The sequence below is a fragment of the Nostoc sp. genome (genome assembly GCF_036916735.1).
GTDB lineage: Bacteria > Cyanobacteriota > Cyanobacteriia > Cyanobacteriales > Nostocaceae > Nostoc.
On the sequence record NZ_JBALFV010000107.1, the window covers coordinates 1 to 20,972 of the forward strand.

A 20,972-nucleotide genomic window follows, 5' to 3' on the forward strand; every position below is an offset into this window, starting at 1 on the left:
AGCTGAGAACATCGGAAGCTGGGTGCGGTGAAAGTCGCACGCCCAGATTTAACTGAGAGGTGCGGGGAATAATATTCCCCATCGACTCAACCAAAAGATTGATAAAAAAGTCAGAATACAGGAGTCAGTGCGTTGGCTCCTGCTGATTCCTGACTATAGCAGGGTATTAACAACAGAAGAAGGTGCTATTCCATTTTGGGAATCGATGACAGTCATGCTGGGATTTTGTTGGTGTGTTTCTTCTTTAACTACACCACGCCCTCTAATTAACTTAATTGCCCGACTCACGCTTTCTGGTAAAATTACCACTAGGCTGTTATTTGGTGCCATGTCTAAGCCTTTGTTAATCGCTTTTGTTTCATCCAAAATTGATTCATAGCGACCATTAGAATTAACTTGGGTAATGCCTTGAATAATCAACTGAGCAGCCGATCCCCGTTGTCTTCCTCTAGTGTCATCGTCTTCTTTAACGATGATGTAATCAAAAATTTGTGCTGCTAATTTGCCCAAAGTAATAAAGTCTTCGTCGCGGCGATCGCCTGGGCCACCAATTACGCCAATCCGTTGCCCTGTAGTCCAATTTTGCACAAAGGAACCTACAGCTTCGTAACTGGCTGCGTTGTGGGCATAATCTACTAAAGCATGGTAGTTGCCTAAATTAAATAAATTCATCCGTCCTGGCGTTTGACTAACTGAAGCCCGGAAGGTCTTCAAACCAGCACGAATCTGCTCAATTGTGACGTTTTGCACGAATGCTGCCAAACTTGCTGCTAAAGCGTTGGCAATCATAAACGGCGCTCGACCGCCCATTGTTAAAGGTATATTTTCGGCTCTTTCTATGCGGTGTGTCCAATCACCTTTAACAATTGACAAATAGCCATTTTCATATACTGCCGCGACTCCGCCCTTAAGGATGTGCTTCCGTACTAATTCCGAATTGGGGTTCATTGTAAAGTAAGCAATATTAGCCTTAGTTTTTTCTGACATGGCGGCGACTCTGCGATCGTCGGCATTAAGTACGGCATAGCCATCGGGGAATACGGCTTCCGCTACTACACTCTTAAGGTTAGCTAACTGCTCAATGGTATCTATATCACCGATTCCTAAGTGGTCGGCAGCTACATTCAATACTACTCCAACATTTGCGGCTTCAAAGCCTAATCCAGAGCGGAGAATGCCACCGCGAGCCGTTTCCAGTACGGCTACTTCCACTGTGGGATCTTGAAGGATAACATGGGCACTTTGGGGGCCTGTATTATCGCCAGCTTCTACTAAGTAATCACCAATATATGTCCCATCAGTAGTAGTATAACCAACTACCTTACCAGTCTGTTTATAAATATGTGCTAGTAGTCGGGTAGTAGTAGTTTTGCCGTTAGTACCAGTAATACTAAGGATGGGAATTTGGCCAGATTGCTCGTTGGGAAACAGCATATCCATTACTGCGCCAGCGACGTTGCGGGGAATACCTACACTTGGGGCAACGTGCATTCGGAAGCCAGGAGCAGCGTTAACTTCGACAATCACGCCATCAACTTCCCGCAGAGGACGGCTGATATCCGTGGTGACGATATCGAGTCCGGCGATATCCAAACCGATAATTTTGACTACCCGTTGTGCTAACCAACGGTTTTCTGGATGAATTTCATCGGTACGGTCTACGGCGCTACCACCTGTACTTAAGTTTGCCGTTGCTCTGAGATAACAGATAGTGCCCTTAGGTGCTACGCTATTTATGGTATAGCCTTGCCTTTCTAAAAGTTGGTAACTGGTGCGGTCTAATTCAATCTTGGTTAGGACGTTATCATGCCCTTCACCGCGATTTGGGTCAAGGTTTGTTTCCTCTATCAGTTCGGAGATGGTGGATCTGCCATTGCCAATGACATGAGCGGGGACGCGTTCGGCTACTGCGACTACTTTACCATTTACCACTAGTACTCTGTGGTCGCGTCCAACATAATATCTTTCGACAATAATTGACCGGGAAACCTGTCTAGCAGCTTCGTATCCAGCTTCAGCTTCTTCCCAAGTTCTAATATCAATAGTGATCCCCCGACCATGATTGCCGTCTAGGGGCTTGATGACGATGGGATAGCCGCCAACCAATTCAATGGCTTGTTCCAAATCATCTAAGAAGTTGATCACTGTACCTTTTGGTACTGGCGCACCAGCAGCAGCGAGGATGCGTTTAGTAGCTTCTTTATCGCAGGCTAGTTCTACACCCAGAATGCTGGTGTTGTCCGTCATTGTGGCTTGCATCCGCTTTTGATTCACGCCGTAGCCTAGCTGAATCAAAAAGCGCGCTTCCAGAGACATCCAGGGAATACCTCTTTTTTCTGCTTCTTTGACGATCGCTTCAGTGGAGGGGCCTAAGGAAGCATCACGAATGAAGTCTTTTAGGTCTTGGATATCTTGCTCTAGTTCTGCTTTGGGATAACGGCCTCGATCAACGATACTCTGGCACAGTCGCACTGCAGCTCGTCCAGCGTAGCGTCCCGCTTCCTCATTCTGATACTCGATCACTACTTGGTAAATTCCGGGTGTGGCAGTTTCGCGGGTGCGACCAAAGCCAACATGCATACCAGCTAATTCCTGGAGTTCTAGGGCTACGTGTTCTACGATATGACCAATCATAGTGCCTTCTTTGACTCGCATCAGAAAACCACCACGACAGCCAGGAGAACAATAATGACCCTCCAGACTCGGCAATGCCTCAACTAGTCCTTCATAAAAGCCAGAGATTTCATTGGAGGGCGTCTCGGCAAGGTTTTCTAAATCGAGGCGCATGACGATCAGCTTGTGGCGTCGAATGCTCCAATAGTTTGGGCCGCGTAAGGTCTGGATCTTGAGGATTCTCATGGGAATAGGTAGATGGAGATTCGGAACCAAAATTCTAGTTTCTTACTGGAATTGACCGCTAAACTGTTTGTAACGAACAGTTTTTTCTTTTTACATACTATTCTCATCATTTTTCTACAATAAGAAATAAATGTGCGGTCAACCTCTAACAGGATTTTAGATTTATGATTTTGGATTAAAAGAGACAATTAGGGTACTTAGCTCTCTAGATTTATGATCGCAAAGGCTTAATGAGTCCTTGAGGATTTTTTAGATTTGTTTGGCCCACTTTTTGGCGGCATCTGCCAAAAAGCTCTTTTAATCAAAATCTGTCCTGAAAAGTTTGCTAGGTCGGTAAACCTTCCTTACAACTTTTTGCAAAATCCAAAATCTAAAATTTGTGGCCAACTCAGTGTAACCTCAGATACTTTATCCCGTCAGCTGGAGATCCGGTGTACAGCAGGCAATACAGTGCGCTGGTACAAGTGGAAGCGATCGCCGTAGCTGAGGATATGTAGACGTAAATTATGTACTGTTAATGGTTCATTAGCACCGACATGGGGTTCGTTGGTGTGGGTGGCTTCAGTGGGATCAACAATGGTGACACTGCCTTTGCCCATAACTTGTAACCAACCATCACGTTCAAACACTGCACAAGTATCTTCGTCAATGCCAATACCTAAGCGATCAGGGTGAGCTGCGATCGCACTAATCAGCCGTCCCATGCGATTACGGTTGTGAAAGTGTTGGTCAACGATTACTTCAGGAATAAAACCTAAACCGGTTGCCATATCAACTAGGGAACGATTTGGCGACTCTCCACTACCGCCGCCAGCAATCATGTGATGCCCCATCACTGCCGCTCCTGCACTCGTGCCTGCTAAAGTAAGTTGCCCCGCCCTCACTCGTTGACGAATAATTTCCATTGCTGGCGTATCTGCCAATACACCACAGAGACGCAGCTGGTCGCCTCCTGTCAAAAATACCCCACTACAGGCTTCTAAGGATGCTTTGATGTGGGAGGATTCACACTGTTCCCGTTCGCGGATGTCTAAAATCTCTACCTTCTGAGCACCCATTTCTTCAAAAATGCGAATATACCTACCACCGATGATGGCGGGTTCGCGCGAGGCAGATGGAATAATTGTAATATAAGCCTTACTAGCACCAGCGCGTCCAAAAAAAGTTCGTAGAATTTCGCGCCCATGAACTTTATCTTCTGCACCTCCGATAACCAGAACGGCGGTTTTCGTTGCTTGGGGTGTCCTCATTTCTAGCGATTTAGCTTGTAATTGCGGCATTGTGTTTCTCCTGTCAACAACTTCAGGAGCCATCGCCTTGGTGTTCGCGTAGCGTCTCCGTCAGGAGAGGCAGTCGCTCAGAGGGGGTTTCCCCCATAAGGAACTGCCGTGCATGGTTCCCCGGCTTATGGCCAATGGCATGTGAATTTAACAAGGTTCAGAAGCAGCCATGATTTTTGCACTTTGCTTCTTTGAGAGGACACTTTTTGGAAGTTTGGAACTGGATCAGCCACTCTCCAAATTTTTGCTTAACGCTCGCGTTGCCTCAGTCTAAACGTGTTCGTTCCCATTCCTCAAAGCCAACGCCTTGTTTTTCACCTGTCCACTTACAGCAGGGCAAAATAGTCTTTATCAAGCTAAATTGCCGCTTTGGGGTTGAGGACGAGCAGTTAAGACTATGCTTTTTTCTGAGGCTGGCTCGATGCATCCTGGAAGTTGTTAACTTGATAAGATTATTAATTTAAATGTAGTTGTGACAACATTTAAACATAAATTAAGTAATTAGAAAAACTTTTAATCCCATCTAAAATCCATGAGGTCTGGTAGTTTTAGATACTATTGATAAAGTTTAACTGGAGTTTAACCCGACTTTTGCTTGTTGATGTTTGCTAGACATTCAAATTTAAGATTAGTGTCCTTGAATACGAATAACTGTGCGCTTTGATATAGTTACGCTTTTTCCTGACTGTTTCAACTCTGTTCTCAATTCTGGTTTGCTAGGTAAAGCCTTAGCCAAACAGATTGCCGAAGTGCATCTGATTAACCCACGGGACTTTACCACTGACAAACACCGGAAGGTGGATGATGAACCCTACGGCGGCGGCGTTGGGATGCTAATGAAGCCAGAACCTATTTTTAACGCTGTGGAGTCGCTGCCAACTTTACCCCGAAGAGAAATAATTTTGATGAGTCCACAGGGTCAAACAATCAATCAACCTCTTTTGAAAGAATTAGTGACAAATTACGACCAGTTAGTAGTTATTTGCGGGCATTACGAAGGAGTGGATGAGAGAGTGCTACATTTGGTAACTCGTGAAGTATCTTTAGGGGATTTTATTCTGACTGGCGGAGAAATTCCAGCAATGGCTTTGATTAATGGCGTAGTGCGGCTGATCCCAGGAACCGTAGCCAAAACGGAGTCCCTTACCGCAGAAAGTTTTGAGGAAGGGTTATTGGACTATCCCCAATATACTCGTCCTGCCAATTTTCGCGGCTTGAAAGTGCCTGATGTCTTGCTCAGTGGGAATCACGCCGCGATCGCCCGCTGGCGTTATGAACAACAAATTCAAAAAACCCGCGTTCGCCGCCCCGATCTCTTGGAGAAGTTGGAGCAGAGGGCAGGGGGCAGGGGGACTCGGGGCCCCCACGGAGTGGGGATTGGGGGAGAGGGGGCAAGGGAGGCAGGGGAGGCAGGAGGAGCAGGGAGAGAATAATAATTCCTGACCAATGACCAATGACAAATGACAAATGACAAATGACAAATGACAAAAATTCGTATTGGTAACGGTTACGATATTCATCAACTGGTGAGCGATCGCGCTTTGATTTTAGGTGGAATTCAAATTCCCCATGAACTGGGTTTATTGGGGCACAGTGACGCTGATGTGTTAACACACGCGATTATGGATGCCATGCTTGGGGCATTATCTTTAGGGGATATTGGTCATTATTTTCCACCTAGCGATCCCCAATGGGCGGGAGCAGATAGTTTAGTACTATTAAATCAAGTAGATCAACTGATTCGGGATCGAGGTTGGCAGGTGGGAAATATTGACTCGGTGGTAGTAGCAGAACGTCCGAAATTAAAACCGCATATTATGAATATGCGCGACAAACTAGCAGCAGTTTTAGAATTAGAACCAAATCAAATTGGCATTAAAGCTACCACCAACGAAAAACTAGGCCCAGTTGGACGTGAAGAAGGTATATGTGCTTATGCTGTTGTCTTGCTTTTGAAAGAATAAAAATTATGAGATATTCTCCAATTTTTCACAGAATTAAGCGTTTTTTATTACTAATAATTCTGGTTTTGGCAACAGCAATTACAATTAGCGCGTGCAATCCATCTAACTTTAAAACCGCAGCTGCACAAGTTCCCCAGTTGGTGATTTCTACTACCACTGACCCTAAAACCTTTAACTACGCCCTCATCCAAGAATCTCCCAATATTTCTGCTTTCACTTATGAAGCATTAGCCACTCAAAACGGAATAACTAAGGAAATTGAGCCAGCTTTGGCTGAATCTTGGGAAGTTTCCCCAGACAAACTGCGGTTTGTCTTTACTTTGCGAGAAGGATTGAAGTGGTCGGATGGTCAGTCATTAACAGCCAATGATGTCGTTTTTTCTTTCAATGACATCTACATGAACAAACGCATTCCCACTTATATCCAAGATGGTCTTCGTATTGGTATCAGTAAGGCTTTTTTCAAAGTCCGCAAAGTCGATGATCGCCGGGTAGAATTTATTCTGCCAGAACCGTTTTCTCCTTTCTTGCGATCGATTGCAGCAGGGGTAGGAATATTACCAGAACATGCGCTGCGTGCAGCAGTGGAAGCCAAAAACTCTGACGGTAAACCAGTGTTTATGTCCACTTGGGGAACTGACACAGACCCAAAAAAAATTATTGTTAATGGTCCTTACAAAATCGAGAGTTATTCAACCAATCAACGCGTAACATTTCGGCGCAACCCTTACTACTGGCGCCAAAAAGATGCACAAGGAAAACAACTGCCATATATTGAGCGTGTAATTTGGCAAATTGTGGAATCACCTGATACAGCTTTGCTGCAATTTCGTTCTGGAGGGTTAGATTTACTAGAAATTGGCCCTGGAAATTTTCAATTGCTCAAGCGTCAAGAAAAACAGGGTAACTTTACTATTAAAAATGCTGGTCCTGACTCTGGGACAAGTTTCATAACTTTCAATCTTAACAAAGGGAGTCGCAACGGCAAACCCGTTGTAGATCCCATTAAGTCCCGCATTTTTAACAATGTTGCTTTTAGACAGGCTGTCGCCTACGCTATTGATCGCCAAACGATGATCAACGACACTTTACGGGGGTTGGGTGAACCACAAGACTCTCCGATTTCTGTTCCCAGTCCTTATTATTTGTCTTCAAAAGAAGGTTTAAAAACATATAACTATAATCCAGAAAAAGCTAAGCAACTTTTACTAGGAGCAGGATTCAAATACGATGATAAAGGTCAACTTTTGGATGCAGATGGCAATCGAGTCCGCTTTACAATGATGGGTGTTGCTGGTAATAGACCAACAATCACACCGAAAATCCAACAGGATCTTGGTAAGATAGGTATTAAAGTTGATTTACAATTTCTTGACTTCAGTATTATTGGAGAAAAAATCTCTAATACCCTAGATTGGGAATGTTGGTATGGAGCCATCACTGGTGGTATTGAGCCGCAAGATGGTTTCAATGTCTGGTCTGTAGAAGGTAACTTTCATGTATTTAATCAAAAAGCTCAAGCCGGACAATCTCCAACACTAGGTTGGAAAGCTACTGATTGGGAGCAGAAAATTGAAGACCTCTACATTCAAGGGGCAAGAGAGTTTGATGAAACAAAACGTAAAGCTATCTATGCAGAAACACAACAACTCTCACAAGAATATTTGCCTTTTATTCATCTATTCAATTCCTTAGCTTTAGTAGCCGTGCGTAATACCATTGAGAATGTAAAATACTCAGCGATAGGAAGTTACGATTGGAATATTTATGAACTCAAAGTAATAGAAAATAAAAAAGCTAGTTAATTTTCATGTGTTATAAAGATGAAGCTTCATCATATTAAGTTCGATTAAACACTTATAATACCTGTATGTTGGGTTGAGGAACTATTTGTGTATTAAAAGTATGAAGTTTTTTAGAAAAATATTTCTTGCAATTAAACGTTTTTGGTTGCCAATAATTTTGACTTCAGCAACAGCACTTACACTTACCGCCTGCAACCCAGCAAACTTTAAAAGCGCAGCTGCTCAAGTACCGCAACTCGTCACCGCAGTTTTGAGTGAGCCTTCAACTTTTAACTATGCTTTAAATGAATCAGCATATAGCGTTTTTAGCTTCATTTATGATTCATTAATTAATGAGAATCCCTTAACCACAAAACTAGAGCCTGCTTTAGCAGAGGACTGGAAAGTTTCTGAAGATGGTCAACGGATTGCGATCAGTCTGCGAGAAGGAATTAAATGGTCAGATGGTCAGCCAATGACTGCTGATGATGTTGTCTTTACTTATAACGAAATCTACCTCAACCCCAAAATTCCCAGCTCTACCAAGGATGCCTTAAGAATTGGTGATAAGGGCACTTTGCCAAAGGTCAAAAAAATCGATGAGCGCCGAGTTGAATTCAGTATACTAGAACCTTTTGCTCCTTTTTTAAAATATGTAGGTGGTATCCCAATTATGCCAGCCCATGCTCTACAGAAAGCAATTCGCACAGTTGGATCTGATGGAAATCCTAAGTTTCTCTCAATATGGGGAACAGGCACTGATCCGAAACAAATTGTTGGTAACGGCCCATATATCATGGAAAGTTACGTTTCCAATCAGCGAATTATATTTCGGCGTAATCCATATTACTGGCGCAAAGATGCTCAGGGTAATTCTCAGCCTTACATTGAGCGTATTGTTTGGCAAATTATTGAATCTACTGAAAACCAGTTGATTAGTTTTCGCTCTGGGCAGTTGGATAATTTAGAAGTTCCTCCTGAAGGTTTCAGTTTGCTCAAGCGAGAAGAAAAACGGGCGAAGTTTAAAATTTATAACGGTGGACCAAGTAAAAGTACAAGTTTTATTGCTTTCAATCTGAGTAAAGCAAAGAATTCTCAGGGTAAACCTTTTGTAGACCCAATTAAATCTATATGGTTTAATAAAAAGGAATTCAGGCAGGCTATAGCTTACGCCCTCGACCGCGAAACGATGAAAACAAATGTTTATCGGGGATTGGGTGAACTGCAAAATTCATTTGTTTATGTCAAAAGTCCCTATTTCCTGACTCCAGAAAAAGGGCTAAAGGTATATAATTACGAACCAGATAAATCGAAGAAATTATTGTTACAAGCTGGTTTTAAATATAATGAGCAAAATCAGCTTTTAGATATTGATGGTAACAGAGTTAAATTTACACTCTTGACGAATTCGGAAAGAAAAGTTAGAGGAGATATGGCATCCCAAATCAGGCGGGATCTCGCTAATATTGGGATTCAAGTAGATTTGCAAATTCTCAGCTTCAATTCTTATTTAGAAAAACTCAAAGTTACGCATAATTGGGATTGTTACCTTGGAGGATTTACTGAAGGTGGTATTGAACCCCACGATGCTAGCAAGATATGGAGAATTGCCGGTGCATCCCACGCATTTAATTTGGGACCACAACCGGGAGATCCACCCATAATTGGCTGGGAAATTTCCGACTGGGAAAAGGAAATTGACAGGCTTTACATTAAAGGCGCACAAGTATTGGATGAAAACAAGCGCAAAGAAATTTATTATGAATATCAGCGCATTGCCTCAGAACAATTGCCGTTTATTCATTTAGTGGAGAGGTTGAATCTGCAAGCAGTGCGCGATCGCTTCCAAGGAATTCAATATACTGCTCTTGGTGGTCTATTTTGGAATCTCTACGAACTGAAAGTAACCGATTAGTCATTAGTTACCACATAAGAATATCAGCGATGTAGGTTCGGTTGAGGAACGAAACCCAACACCTCAAAGTCCTGCATTTGTTGGGTTTCACTTCATTTAAACGCCACTTCACTCAAGTTGGGAAACCCGCCCACACGAGTGGCTCCCCAACCTACACATCTGTTTCATTTTTTTCTGGAATTGGTATAACAGTTTAGTCTTTCAGTCTTATGATTTTTGCCCTCTTGTCTAGCTGTCGCCGCGGGTTTGCAGTTTTAGTAATATTCTGTTTATTCTTGATTTGTCAGATAGCTCTTATCAGTTGCAATCCACTTAATTTTAAGAGTAAGGCGGCGCAAGTATCGCAATGGGTTACAAGCACTATCGGCGACCCAAAAACTTTTAACTACGCCTTCAATCAGGAATATCCTCATGTTTTTTTGTTCACGAGTGAAGGACTAACTACTCTTAATGGTATTACAGGCAAAATTGAGCCAGCTTTAGCTGAATCTTGGGATATTTCTGATGATAATAAGCGAGTCGCTTTTACTTTGCGAGAAAACTTGAAATGGTCAGATGGCGAACCACTTACCGTAGATGATGTTATCTTCACTTATGAGGATGTGATTTTCAATCCCCAGATTCCTACTGATTGGAAAGATAGTCTTAAAATTGGTTCTAGTGGTAGTTTTCCAAAAATCAGGAAAATAGGCGATCGCCAAATTGAATTTATTCTACCTGAGCCTTTTGCTCCTTTCCTTTCCACCACAACTGGAGCATCAACAAATTCAGTTGGTATTTTACCAAAACATGCTTTATCTAAATCATTGAAATCTAAAGATGCTAAAGGTAATCCCAAATTTTTATCTACTTGGGGAACGGATACAGAACCGAATAAAATTATTGTCAACGGTGCTTATAAAATAGAAAATTATACCCCCAGTCAGCGTGTGGTATTTCGGCGCAATCCTTATTACTGGCGTAAAGATAGCCAAGGCAATCAGTTACCTTATGTTGAACGTATTATTTGGCAAATCATTGAATCTACAGATACAATAATTCTTCAGTTTCGCTCTGGAGGATTAGATACAGTCACCGTTTCTCCGGAAAACTTTTCACTACTCAAGCGGGAAGAAAAGCGGGGAAAGTTTACTATATACAATGGAGGTCCAGAATTCACCAATACTTATATTTCATTTAATCTCAACAAAGGTCGGCGACAAAACGGACAGCCTGTTATCGACCCAATTAAATCCCGTTGGTTTAATACCCTTGCTTTTAGACAAGCAGTTGCCTATGCAATCGATCGTCAAACAATGCTAAATAACGTTTTTCGGGGGATTGGTGTGTTGCAAAATTCACCGATAGAAATTCAAAGTACTTACTACTTTGCTCCAGAAAAAGGTCTGAAAATTTATGAATATAATCAAGAAAAAGCTAAAAAATTACTATTAAATGCAGGTTTTAAATATAATACTAATAAACAGTTACTAGATACTGATGGTAATCGGGTGCGTTTCAGTTTATTAACGAATGCTGAAAATAGAACTCGGGTGTTAATGGGAGCGCAAATTAAGCAAGATTTGAGTAAAATTGGCATTCAAGTTGATTTTAATCCAATTGCTTTTAATACCCTTACAGACAAGCTTTCTAATTCTCTCGATTGGGAATGTTATATGCTAGGCTTTGTTGGAGGGATTGAACCAAATGATGGCGCTAATGTTTGGTTACCAGAAGGTGGACTACACACTTTCAATCAAAAACTTCAAGCAGGACAAGAACAGCTTATTGGTTGGCAAGTTGCAGATTGGGAGGCGGAAATTGGTCGTCTTTATATCCAAGCGGCACGAGAGTTAGACGAAGTAAAGCGCAAAGAAATTTACGCCGAAACACAACGCCTCTCTCAAGAATATTTACCTTACATTTATTTAGTGAATCCTTTATCTTTGATAGCAGTGCGCGATCGCATCCAAAATGTCAAATTTTCTGCACTTGGTTCCCAAAGAGGAACGTTATGGAACAAATATGAACTGAAAGTAACAGAATAGAATTTAAAGTAATCAAATCTCCGCCCTTGGTGGCACGTTTGGGAACATTTATAAAATCAAAACAACAGATCAGTGTCTCAACATGAAACTTTGCGATCACTCCTTGAAGCGGTTGCCAATGGTAAAGTTACCCCAGATACGGCATTAGACTCACTTAAAGGCTTAACTTATGAATCTGTGGGTGAGTTTGCTAAAATCGATCATCATCGCCAGCTAAGAACTGGTTTCCCAGAGGTGATTTGGGGCCCCGGTAAAACTCCCGACCAAATTGCTCAAATTATGGAGGTGATGCGCCTCCGTAATCCGGTAGTAATGGCAACCCGCATTGAACCAGCAGTTTATACTGCATTGGAATCAAAAGTTAGCGATTTGCGATATTACGAATCGGCGCGAATTTGTGCGATCGCTCCCTCTACCATCGAACCACAATTCGCGGGTGAAATTGGCATTCTTTCTGCTGGTACTGCCGATTTACCTGTTGCTGAAGAAGCTGCTGTCACTGCTGAACTTTCTGGTTTTCGCGTCCAGCGCCTCTGGGATGTTGGCGTTGCGGGGATTCACCGTTTGCTGAGTAACCGTCACCTGATTGAGTCCGCATCAGTGTTGATTGTCGTAGCGGGGATGGAAGGCGCTTTACCCAGCGTTGTTGCTGGTTTAGCGAGTTGTCCTGTGATTGCCGTACCCACCAGCATCGGTTATGGCGCAAGTTTTGGCGGTTTAGCACCTTTATTGACAATGCTTAACTCTTGTGCTGCGGGAGTAGGCGTAGTAAATATCGATAATGGTTTTGGTGCAGCAGTTTTGGCGGGACAAATTTTGCGGACTGCCGAGAAATTGCGGTTGGCATCTGCTACATGTTGAGTTAAGACATTAAGGTTACACCCAAGATTTCAGTAAATCTCAGGAATTTTTCTAAAAAATAAACTGATGCTGAATTTTGCCACCCCAACCTCTTAATCACAAAAGATGAGTCATTACAGCGATTTTATCTCTCAGTTCTATTGGCATTTGCCTGCAAATTTGACAGCACTATTAGCACAAACAATTACCGATCCAGACTTGATCGGTCAGTTTGAAAAATCTTGGCGTCACTTTATACAAACAGGTCAAGTGTGGGCATTGTTGATTGGTTTAGTCATTGGCTATATGATTCGGAATCTAACTAGCTACGGTTAAAGTAATTTTAGATTTTGGATTTTAGATTTTAGATTAATCCAAAATCTAAAATCCAAAATTGATGCCCCTCTCCTCATCATAATTTATGACCAAAGAAGAAACTTGGAGCCAGAGGTTTGAATCAGCGTTGCATCCGGCGATCGCTCGTTTTAATGCCAGTATAGGTTTTGATATTGAATTAATTGAATATGACCTGACTGGTTCTCAAGCCCATGCCAAAATGCTCGCTCACACGGGCATCATCTCCCCAGAAGAAGGAGATAAACTGGTTGCAGGTTTAGAACAAATTCGCCAAGAGTACCGCGAGGGGAAATTTCAACCTGGTGTTGATGCTGAAGATGTACATTTTGCAGTTGAACGGCGACTGACAGAAATTGTCGGTGATGTGGGTAAAAAGGTGCATACAGCGCGATCGCGTAATGACCAAGTTGGTACAGATACTAGACTTTACCTGCGCGACCAAATCCAACAAATCAGAAGAGAATTGCGAGAATTTCAAGGTATTTTATTGGATATAGCTGAGAAAAACGTTGAAACCCTGATTCCTGGCTATACCCATCTACAACGCGCCCAACCCCTGAGTTTAGCTCATCATCTCTTGGCCTACTTTCAAATGGCCCAACGCGACTGGGAACGCTTAGGAGATGTTTCTCGCCGCGTGAATATATCACCTTTGGGATGCGGTGCTTTAGCGGGAACTACTTTCCCCATTGACCGCCACTACACAGCCAAACTATTGCATTTTGACGATATTTATGCTAATAGCCTTGATGGAGTGAGCGATCGCGATTTTGCGATCGAATTCTTGTGTGCTGCTAGCTTGATTATGGTTCACCTTAGCCGCCTTGCAGAAGAAGTCATTCTTTGGTCATCAGAAGAATTCCGCTTTATCACCCTCAAAGATAGCTGTGCCACAGGTTCCAGTATCATGCCCCAAAAGAAAAACCCTGATGTACCAGAATTGGTGCGAGGGAAAAGCGGACGTGTATTCGGTCATCTCCAAGCGATGTTAGTGATTATGAAAGGGTTACCCCTGGCGTATAACAAAGACTTGCAAGAAGATAAAGAAGGTCTATTTGATAGCGTCAACACAATCAAAGCCTCTTTAAAAGCGATGACGATTTTACTTAGGGAAGGCTTGGAATTTCGTACCCAGCGATTAGCAGAAGCTGTGGCAGAAGATTTTTCTAACGCTACCGATGTCGCAGATTATCTGGCAGCACGGGGCGTTCCTTTCCGGGAAGCTTACAATCTCGTGGGTAAGGTGGTAAAAACTAGTATTGCCGCAGGTAAACTTCTGAAAGATTTGAAACTGGAAGAGTGGCAACAAATACATCCAGCATTTGCAGCAGATATTTATGAGGCGATATCCCCCCGTCAAGTTGTGGCAGCCCGCAACAGTTACGGTGGCACTGGTTTTGTACAGGTAAGGAAAGCAATCACAACCGCCCGTGATCAAATGGCTCAATAGAGGGAGTGGGTAGAGATGCGATTAATCGCGTCTGTAGGGAGTGGGGAGTGGGGGAGCAGGGGGAAAATAACTAATGACCAATCCCCAATCCCCAAAAATAAATAAGGGCGTACAAATGTGCGCCCTAAAAGATAAATAATCTAAATAACCAGGATTTAAGCAAACAACTTATTCAGTGTCAGCTGCTGCTGCTCCTTCTTCTTCTTCACTCTTTGGTGGTCTTTGTTGGAACCTTCTCTGCATTCTTCCTGTAGTAGTCCGTTTACGAAACTTTCTGGCATACGCCTGGTTCCGTAGCGCCTTTTCTTTTTTCGGGTTACGGCGCTTGGCCATGTTCACCTCATTAATAAACAACAAAAAAGTAGCAACTAGGCATCACGTAGGCAATATCAGTTACCAATGTTATTGATATACTTGTAGCCTAGTGCAGCAATAAATACGCTTTAAACAGTGTACTAGTCTATCGCATTCAACCTTGCTCTGTCAATAATAATTTAGAATATCCCCACCAGCTAGACGAAAAGACCAAAATACAATTAAGCCGATAGGCGTAATTAAATATAAGATAAAACCTCACCCTCAATTCCTCTTTGTGAGTTCGGCTACGGTGTACACACAAGTCCTAAAAACCTTGAACCTTGCTTGATAAGACTTGAGGCAGCTGCCCTAATCAGGCATTACCATGCTCTGCATAGGAACAGAGCAACAAGAGAATAATGAGAAATCGAGCTTTTTTAGACTTGTGTATACACTGTAGCTTTAGTAAAAAGAGGGAAGCGGGAGGCAGGGTGAGGTTTTATATTTAATTTGACCACTTACTTATGCGTGACTTTTTACTTCCGCCTTGCAGTAGTAGTTGCTATTCTTATAAGAAACTAATTAATTTTATCAAAATTATCAAGAATTAGGTAATGGTCTCAAACCCTCCTTAATTGTCTCTTTTGAATTTTGGATTCAAACTTATCATTCAAATTATTTTTTTAATTTGCTGAAAAATATTAGTGATAGCTGATTTGGGCAAGGCTAATGTTAGTTTTAAACTGAAAAACTTTTTGATTAAACAAAGTTTATGTATATATGAATACAGTGCTTCTCTTAAAACTTTCTCTTAAAACTTGATGTTAGAATCAATAATATTCTACGTAAATCGTGAGAATAAAATCTCAAACCGCAAACATTTATGTGTAAAATGAAACTAAATAAAATTTAATTAGTTGAGTTTATGTAAGTGGTTGAGAAGTATAGAATACAATACAAAAATTTTGAAGATTGAACGTTATTGCTTTTTTTCCGGCAGCTGTCCAGTCCACACGTAGTTTATGGCGTATTGGACAAACAGTATTGGGTGTTATATTTCGTCATCCCATTACTGGCACTAGTATCATCCCAATTTTACCCGATGGTCGGATTGTACTGATCCGACGGCGTGATGATGGTCTTTGGTCATTGCCTGGAGGCATGGTGGATTGGGGAGAAGATATTCCCAACACAGTCCGCCGGGAATTGATTGAGGAAACCGGGCTAGAATTGATGAAAATTAATCGTTTAGTAGGAGTTTACTCTGCACCAGACCGCGATCCTAGAATCCATTCAATTTGTGTTGTGGTTGAAGCCCAGGTACATGGGACAATGGAGATTATAGATACTTTGGAAGTCATGGAAATCCAAGCTTTCTCTCCCAATTTGCTACCTTCAGAACAGATGTCTCACGACCATACTCGGCAGTTGCAAGATTACTTAAATGGCTTGACAACATTGGCATAACAATATTTAATCATTTGTCATTTGTCATTTGTCATTTGCCGCCAAAGTATATGATTTAAGCAAACTTCTCTAAGAGATGCCATTTGCGTTTGGCTCATACTTCTGTGTTTATAATTTGTCCAAAACTAATGATTAATGACCAATACTTCTCTTCTTAGGCTGCGCCCTAAGCGTAGCTATGCCGTAGGCTTTACGACTACGCCCCTCGGCTTTGCCCTTCGACTACGCCCAACTCTACCAGAGGCTGCGCCCTAAGCGTAGCTATGCCGCAGGCTTTACGACTACGCCCTTCGACTACCAAGAGGACAAGCTCAGGACAAGCTCAGTACAAGTGAGCAATGACTATTTATTATGGTGCTAAAAGTTAACTACTAAATTAAAATGAATACACTATTCCGTAACTCGCGGATAAAGCTCTCTCAAGGGCTGATATTCTGGCGTGAAGTCGGTGAAAAAACTCCTATAATTTTTTTACATGGTGCTTGGAATGAGAGTAGTCAATGGTTATCTTTGATGGAGTCCCTTGCACAAGATTTCCATTGCTTTGCACTTGATTTGTTGGGGTTTGGTGAATCAGAAAATCCGAATATCCACCATTCGATAGATTTACAAGTAGAGTGTTTAGCTGAGTTTTTGCAAGCTATCAAGCTAGAAAAAGTCTATTTAATAGGGCATTCTCTAGGGGGTTGGATTGCTGCTAGTTATGCTTTAAAGTATCCAGAAAAAGTTGATGGTTTGGTACTGCTTGCACCAGAGGGTGTAGAGATAGCAGGACAAGAAGAGTATTACCAAAAGATGCGGCGATTATTGAATTATCCACCACTAATAGTTAAATTGTTGCGATCGCTAACTCCCTTCACTAAAATTCTGGTTTGGTATGAAAAAATTGCCCAGGACTTGCAATTACATCAGGAATTGTTGCGTTACCCCATAGCTTGCCAGTTACTCTTCAAAAGGCGACAAGCAGAAATTGAGGCGGAATTAGTGCAAAAGCGGCTTTACATGGTAGATGTGCCAGTTTTTATTTTACAAGGTGACCAAGATACACCAGATGCTTTAGCTAAAAGTCGGGTTTATGCTCAACTGATGCCGAAAGTCAAGTTGAAAACGATTGCTCATGCCGGAAATGATTTACCAGAATCTTGTGCTGGGGTTGTAGCGGTTGAGATTCGAGATTTTATTAAAGCTATCTTAAAAGGCTACAAACCTGTACAATTTCCTTAAAAGTTTAGAACTGTTTGCAATTCAACAAATTCATTGGAGACTTAGACAATGGCTGTGATCAACGGTGCTTCTGGCAATGACATTCTCACTGGCACTTCTGGCAATGACACCATTAGCAGTTTCGGCGGAGATGATAGAGTCTCTGGCAATGCTGGCAACGACCTTATCATTGCTGAAGTTGGCGAAGACTTCTACAACGGCGGAGCAGGTATTGATACTATCGACTACAGCTATTATTCTAATGGTATAGTAGCTGATCTAACGAATGGCTTGGTTTACTTCTTAACTATTCCCGATATTGAAGATGTAATTAGCTTTGAGAATATAATCGGTTGCGAAGGTGGAGATTATCTAATTGGCACTGCGGGCAATAACTATCTCAGTGGTAATGCTGGAGATGACGTCCTTGTTGGTGTTAGCAGTGACAATGGCAGGAACAGCATCGACACCCTTAGGGGTGGCTCAGGTAGTGATCTTTTTATCCTCGGCAGCACCACTACGGTCTACTACAACGACGGCAATAATTCCAATAGCGGGACAAGAGATTATGCCGTGATTTCGGACTACACCACTTTGCAGGACACAATTCGGCTTCAGGGTTCAGCTAGTGATTATCTTCTGAGGTCATCGCCTATTTCAAAGGTGAAAGGTACCGCGATTTACTTTGATTCTAACGGCAACAAGGCATTCGATTCGACTGATGAGTTGGTTGCAATTGTGAGCGGAATTTCAGGGTTGAATCTAACGTCGAGTGACTTCACTTATGTTTAATGGTTCATTCCCAAAAAAATCAAATTTGGTTCTACAATCAAAGGTGCTGCAATTTCCGGATATAAAGCTTGCAGACAGTTTAGTAATAAAATGTGATCGCCCCCTTTAATCGCAATCTTCCCATCAGGAAATAAGTGCCACCACGCCTCAATAAAATCCTTAATTCCAGCTAAAAGTGTGTAAATTACTCCACTTTGAATTGCTTCTGTAGTATTCAGTGCAAAACGTGGTAAAGAGGCAAAATTTGGCACTTCTACTAATGGTAATTGTCCTGTTTTTTGACTGAGAGTTGCAAATTGCAAACCTAACCCTGGCAGAATTGCACCTCCAATTAGATATTCATTAGCATCCGCCGCTGTAAAAGTCAGGGTTGTTCCAGCATCAATCACCAACATTGGAAAACCCCACGTTTTCCCTGCACCCCACAATGCTAAAGCGCGGTCAATTCCTAGTGTAGGATAAACACCTTTGAGCGGTACTTGATCTAAGGTAATAACCCGAACATTGGGGTAAGTTTGCCAGATAGCAGTTTGGCTGGGAACTACGGAGGCGACGAGGAGAGGACAGAGGGGTAGAGTGTTTGTTAGAGATTCAGCTTGTGGAAAAATGTTCTCTAGTAAATCATTCAGGGTTTGACATTCAGCCAGGTGTTGTATAACAGACTCAGGTAGATGGTCAGTATCCCAAGCTGAATAAAACATTTCGCCAATAAACAACGCCCAATGTAGCCGAGAGTTCCCAATTTCTAACGCTAGCCAAATATTATCTGTGTGTTCTGGGTGCTTATGCGGTTTCACACTTTTAACTTTTTTAAGTCAGTTATATGTTTTTTAATAAAAATTAACATTCATCCCGTGTCACAATAAACCTAGAGGAACAAATACTCATTGTGTCAAGGAGGGGAGTTATGGTAGCGCTCACCGAAAAAACTGAAAAACGGCTCACCATACAGACTGTAGAAATCGCTCAAGAGACGACGGCTATTCGCTCTTTGGATTGGGATCGCGATCGCTTCGATATTGAGTTTGGTCTGCAAAACGGTACCACCTATAACTCGTTTCTGATTCGTGGGGAGCAGACTGCCTTAGTTGATACCTCCCACGAAAAGTTTCGTCAACTATACTTTGATACACTTACCGGACTAATCAAGCCAACAGAGATTGATTATTTAATTATCAGCCACACCGAGCCAGACCATAGCGGTTTAGTTAAAAATTTGCTGCAAATGGCTCCAGAAATTACCGTTGTCGGTTCTAAAGTGGCGATTCAGTTTCTGGAGGATTTGGTACATCAGCCATTCAAACGGCGGATTGTGAAAAATGGCGATCGCTTAGATTTGGGCAATGGTCATGAATTTGAATTCGTGATTGCCCCAAATTTACACTGGCCAGATACCATTTTCAGCTTCGACCACAAAACAAAAATTCTCTATACCTGCGATGCCTTTGGGTTGCACTATTGCTCAGATACCACCTTTGATGAAGACTTGGCAGCTATCGAAAAAGACTTTCATTACTACTACGATTGCTTGATGGGGCCGAATGCCCGGTCAGTTTTATCTGCCCTAAAACGGATGGGGGAACTAAAAACCATTGGTATGGTTGCCACAGGACACGGGCCATTATTATTCCACAATGTTGAGGAACTAATTGGACGTTACCGCACTTGGAGCCAAACACAAACCAAGGCAGAAACAACGATTGGGATATTTTACGTTTCTGAATACGGATATAGCGATCGCCTAGCTCAAGCAATTGCCAACGGTATCGGTAAAACTGGTGTTGCCGTGGAAATTGTCGATTTGGGATCGGAAGTAGATTTACAAGAACTGCGAGAATTAGTTAGCCGTTGTGCTGGGCTAATCGTTGGTCTACCTCCAGCTTCTGGCGCTGGGAACATCCAATCTGCACTCAGTACAGTTTTAGGATCTGCCAAAGAAAAACAAGCTATTGGCGTATTTGAAACTGGTGGTGGCGATGATGAACCGATAGATCCTTTGCTGAGTAAATTCCGCAATTTGGGTTTGACAACAGTTTTTCCAGCAATTCGGATTAAAGAAACACCCACAGAAAACATCTACAAGCTGTGTGAAGAAGCAGGAACTGACTTAGGGCAATGGGTAACACGTGATCGCAGCATCAAAGCCATGAAATCTCTTGGTGCAGACTTAGATAAAGCATTAGGTAGAATTAGCGGTGGATTATATATTATTACTGCCAAAAAAGGCAATGTTTCCAGTGCCATGCTAGCCTCCTGGGTTGCTCAAGCCAGCTTTAAACCCTTGGGATTTTCTATTGCAGTAGCTAAAGATCGGGCGATTGAATCACTCATGCAAGTAGGCGATCGCTTTGTTCTCAACGTCTTAGAACAAGGCAATTTCCAACCACTAATGAAGCACTTTTTGAAGCGGTTCGCCCCTGGTGCTGACCGTTTTGAAGGAGTGAGAACCCAGCCAGCCGAAAATGGTGCGCCTATCCTCAACGACGCCCTCGCCTATATGGAGTGCGAAGTCGTTAGTAGAATGGATTGCGGCGACCATTGGGCAGTATATAGCACCGTCTACGCCGGACGAGTTTCTAAGCCAGAAGCTTTAACTGCTGTACATCACCGCAAAGTTGGTAATCACTATTAATTTTGGATTTTGGATTTTGGATTTTAGATTAATAATCCAAAATTCATAACCACTCAATAAAGCATTTCTGTAGTATAGCCCTCTCTACTTAATATCGAGAATTTG

16 protein-coding genes are annotated in these 20,972 nt (G+C 42.3%); 12 read left to right on the forward strand and 4 right to left on the reverse strand.

Features of this window, described 5'->3' with window-relative positions; genetic code table 11:
* Positions 1–153 precede the first annotated feature (153 nt).
* On the reverse strand, positions 154–2,859 hold the full coding sequence (gene cphA, locus V7L20_RS25910; RefSeq protein ID WP_334746901.1) for a cyanophycin synthetase: 2,706 nt from the start codon (positions 2,857–2,859) through the stop codon (positions 154–156).
* 416 nt (positions 2,860–3,275) lie between these two features.
* Positions 3,276–4,139, reverse strand: a complete 864-nt coding sequence (locus tag V7L20_RS25915; RefSeq protein WP_334746830.1) for a cyanophycinase — start codon at positions 4,137–4,139, stop codon at positions 3,276–3,278.
* Between the two features lie 653 nt (positions 4,140–4,792).
* Between V7L20_RS25915 and trmD the strand changes: the two genes are divergently transcribed.
* The 8 genes from trmD to argH all read left to right on the forward strand — a co-directional run bounded on the left by trmD (position 4,793) and on the right by argH (position 14,476).
* Entirely contained in the window at positions 4,793–5,572 is a 780-nt protein-coding gene (gene trmD / locus V7L20_RS25920; protein WP_334746831.1) for a tRNA (guanosine(37)-N1)-methyltransferase TrmD, read from the forward strand.
* Positions 5,573–5,620: 48 nt separating this feature from the next.
* On the forward strand, positions 5,621–6,103 hold the full coding sequence (gene ispF, locus V7L20_RS25925) for a 2-C-methyl-D-erythritol 2,4-cyclodiphosphate synthase (protein ID WP_334746832.1): 483 nt from the start codon (positions 5,621–5,623) through the stop codon (positions 6,101–6,103).
* 5 nt (positions 6,104–6,108) lie between these two features.
* The gene (locus tag V7L20_RS25930) at positions 6,109–7,908 is read left to right on the forward strand and encodes an ABC transporter substrate-binding protein (RefSeq protein ID WP_334746833.1); all 1,800 of its coding nucleotides are present in this window, start codon (positions 6,109–6,111) and stop codon (positions 7,906–7,908) included.
* A 100-nt stretch (positions 7,909–8,008) separates the two neighbouring features.
* Positions 8,009–9,802 carry an ABC transporter substrate-binding protein gene (locus V7L20_RS25935; protein WP_334746834.1) on the forward strand — a complete coding sequence of 598 codons (1,794 nt, stop codon included), beginning with the start codon at positions 8,009–8,011 and terminating at the stop codon, positions 9,800–9,802.
* Positions 9,803–10,011: 209 nt separating this feature from the next.
* Entirely contained in the window at positions 10,012–11,829 is a 1,818-nt protein-coding gene (locus V7L20_RS25940; protein WP_334746835.1) for an ABC transporter substrate-binding protein, read from the forward strand.
* 72 nt (positions 11,830–11,901) lie between these two features.
* Positions 11,902–12,690 carry a nickel pincer cofactor biosynthesis protein LarB gene (gene larB, locus V7L20_RS25945; RefSeq protein ID WP_334746836.1) on the forward strand — a complete coding sequence of 263 codons (789 nt, stop codon included), beginning with the start codon at positions 11,902–11,904 and terminating at the stop codon, positions 12,688–12,690.
* 105 nt (positions 12,691–12,795) lie between these two features.
* Positions 12,796–13,005: a hypothetical protein gene (locus V7L20_RS25950; RefSeq protein WP_334746837.1), complete on the forward strand. Its 210-nt coding sequence runs from the start codon at positions 12,796–12,798 to the stop codon at positions 13,003–13,005.
* An 85-nt stretch (positions 13,006–13,090) separates the two neighbouring features.
* Entirely contained in the window at positions 13,091–14,476 is a 1,386-nt protein-coding gene (gene argH, locus V7L20_RS25955) for an argininosuccinate lyase (protein WP_334746838.1), read from the forward strand.
* A 168-nt stretch (positions 14,477–14,644) separates the two neighbouring features.
* Here the strand turns inward: argH and V7L20_RS25960 are convergent, their stop codons facing one another.
* Positions 14,645–14,809 carry a hypothetical protein gene (locus V7L20_RS25960; protein ID WP_167407613.1) on the reverse strand — a complete coding sequence of 55 codons (165 nt, stop codon included), beginning with the start codon at positions 14,807–14,809 and terminating at the stop codon, positions 14,645–14,647.
* Positions 14,810–15,745: 936 nt separating this feature from the next.
* Between V7L20_RS25960 and V7L20_RS25965 the strand changes: the two genes are divergently transcribed.
* From V7L20_RS25965 to V7L20_RS25975, 3 genes are all read left to right on the forward strand, one after another.
* Positions 15,746–16,240 carry an NUDIX hydrolase gene (locus V7L20_RS25965; RefSeq protein ID WP_334746839.1) on the forward strand — a complete coding sequence of 165 codons (495 nt, stop codon included), beginning with the start codon at positions 15,746–15,748 and terminating at the stop codon, positions 16,238–16,240.
* A gap of 381 nt (positions 16,241–16,621) precedes the next feature.
* Positions 16,622–17,464 (forward strand): alpha/beta fold hydrolase, encoded by an 843-nt coding sequence (locus V7L20_RS25970; RefSeq protein ID WP_334746840.1) that lies wholly within the window; start codon positions 16,622–16,624, stop codon positions 17,462–17,464.
* Positions 17,465–17,512: 48 nt separating this feature from the next.
* A complete protein-coding gene (locus V7L20_RS25975; protein WP_334746841.1) occupies positions 17,513–18,235 on the forward strand; it encodes a calcium-binding protein in 723 nt (240 codons plus the stop codon).
* On the opposite strand, the gene V7L20_RS25980 is transcribed toward V7L20_RS25975, so the two are convergent.
* The gene (locus V7L20_RS25980; RefSeq protein WP_334746842.1) at positions 18,232–19,032 is read right to left on the reverse strand and encodes a pantothenate kinase; all 801 of its coding nucleotides are present in this window, start codon (positions 19,030–19,032) and stop codon (positions 18,232–18,234) included. The genes V7L20_RS25975 and V7L20_RS25980 overlap by 4 nt on opposite strands.
* A gap of 110 nt (positions 19,033–19,142) precedes the next feature.
* Between V7L20_RS25980 and V7L20_RS25985 the strand changes: the two genes are divergently transcribed.
* On the forward strand, positions 19,143–20,867 hold the full coding sequence (locus V7L20_RS25985; RefSeq protein WP_334746843.1) for a diflavin flavoprotein: 1,725 nt from the start codon (positions 19,143–19,145) through the stop codon (positions 20,865–20,867).
* Positions 20,868–20,972 lie beyond the last annotated feature (105 nt).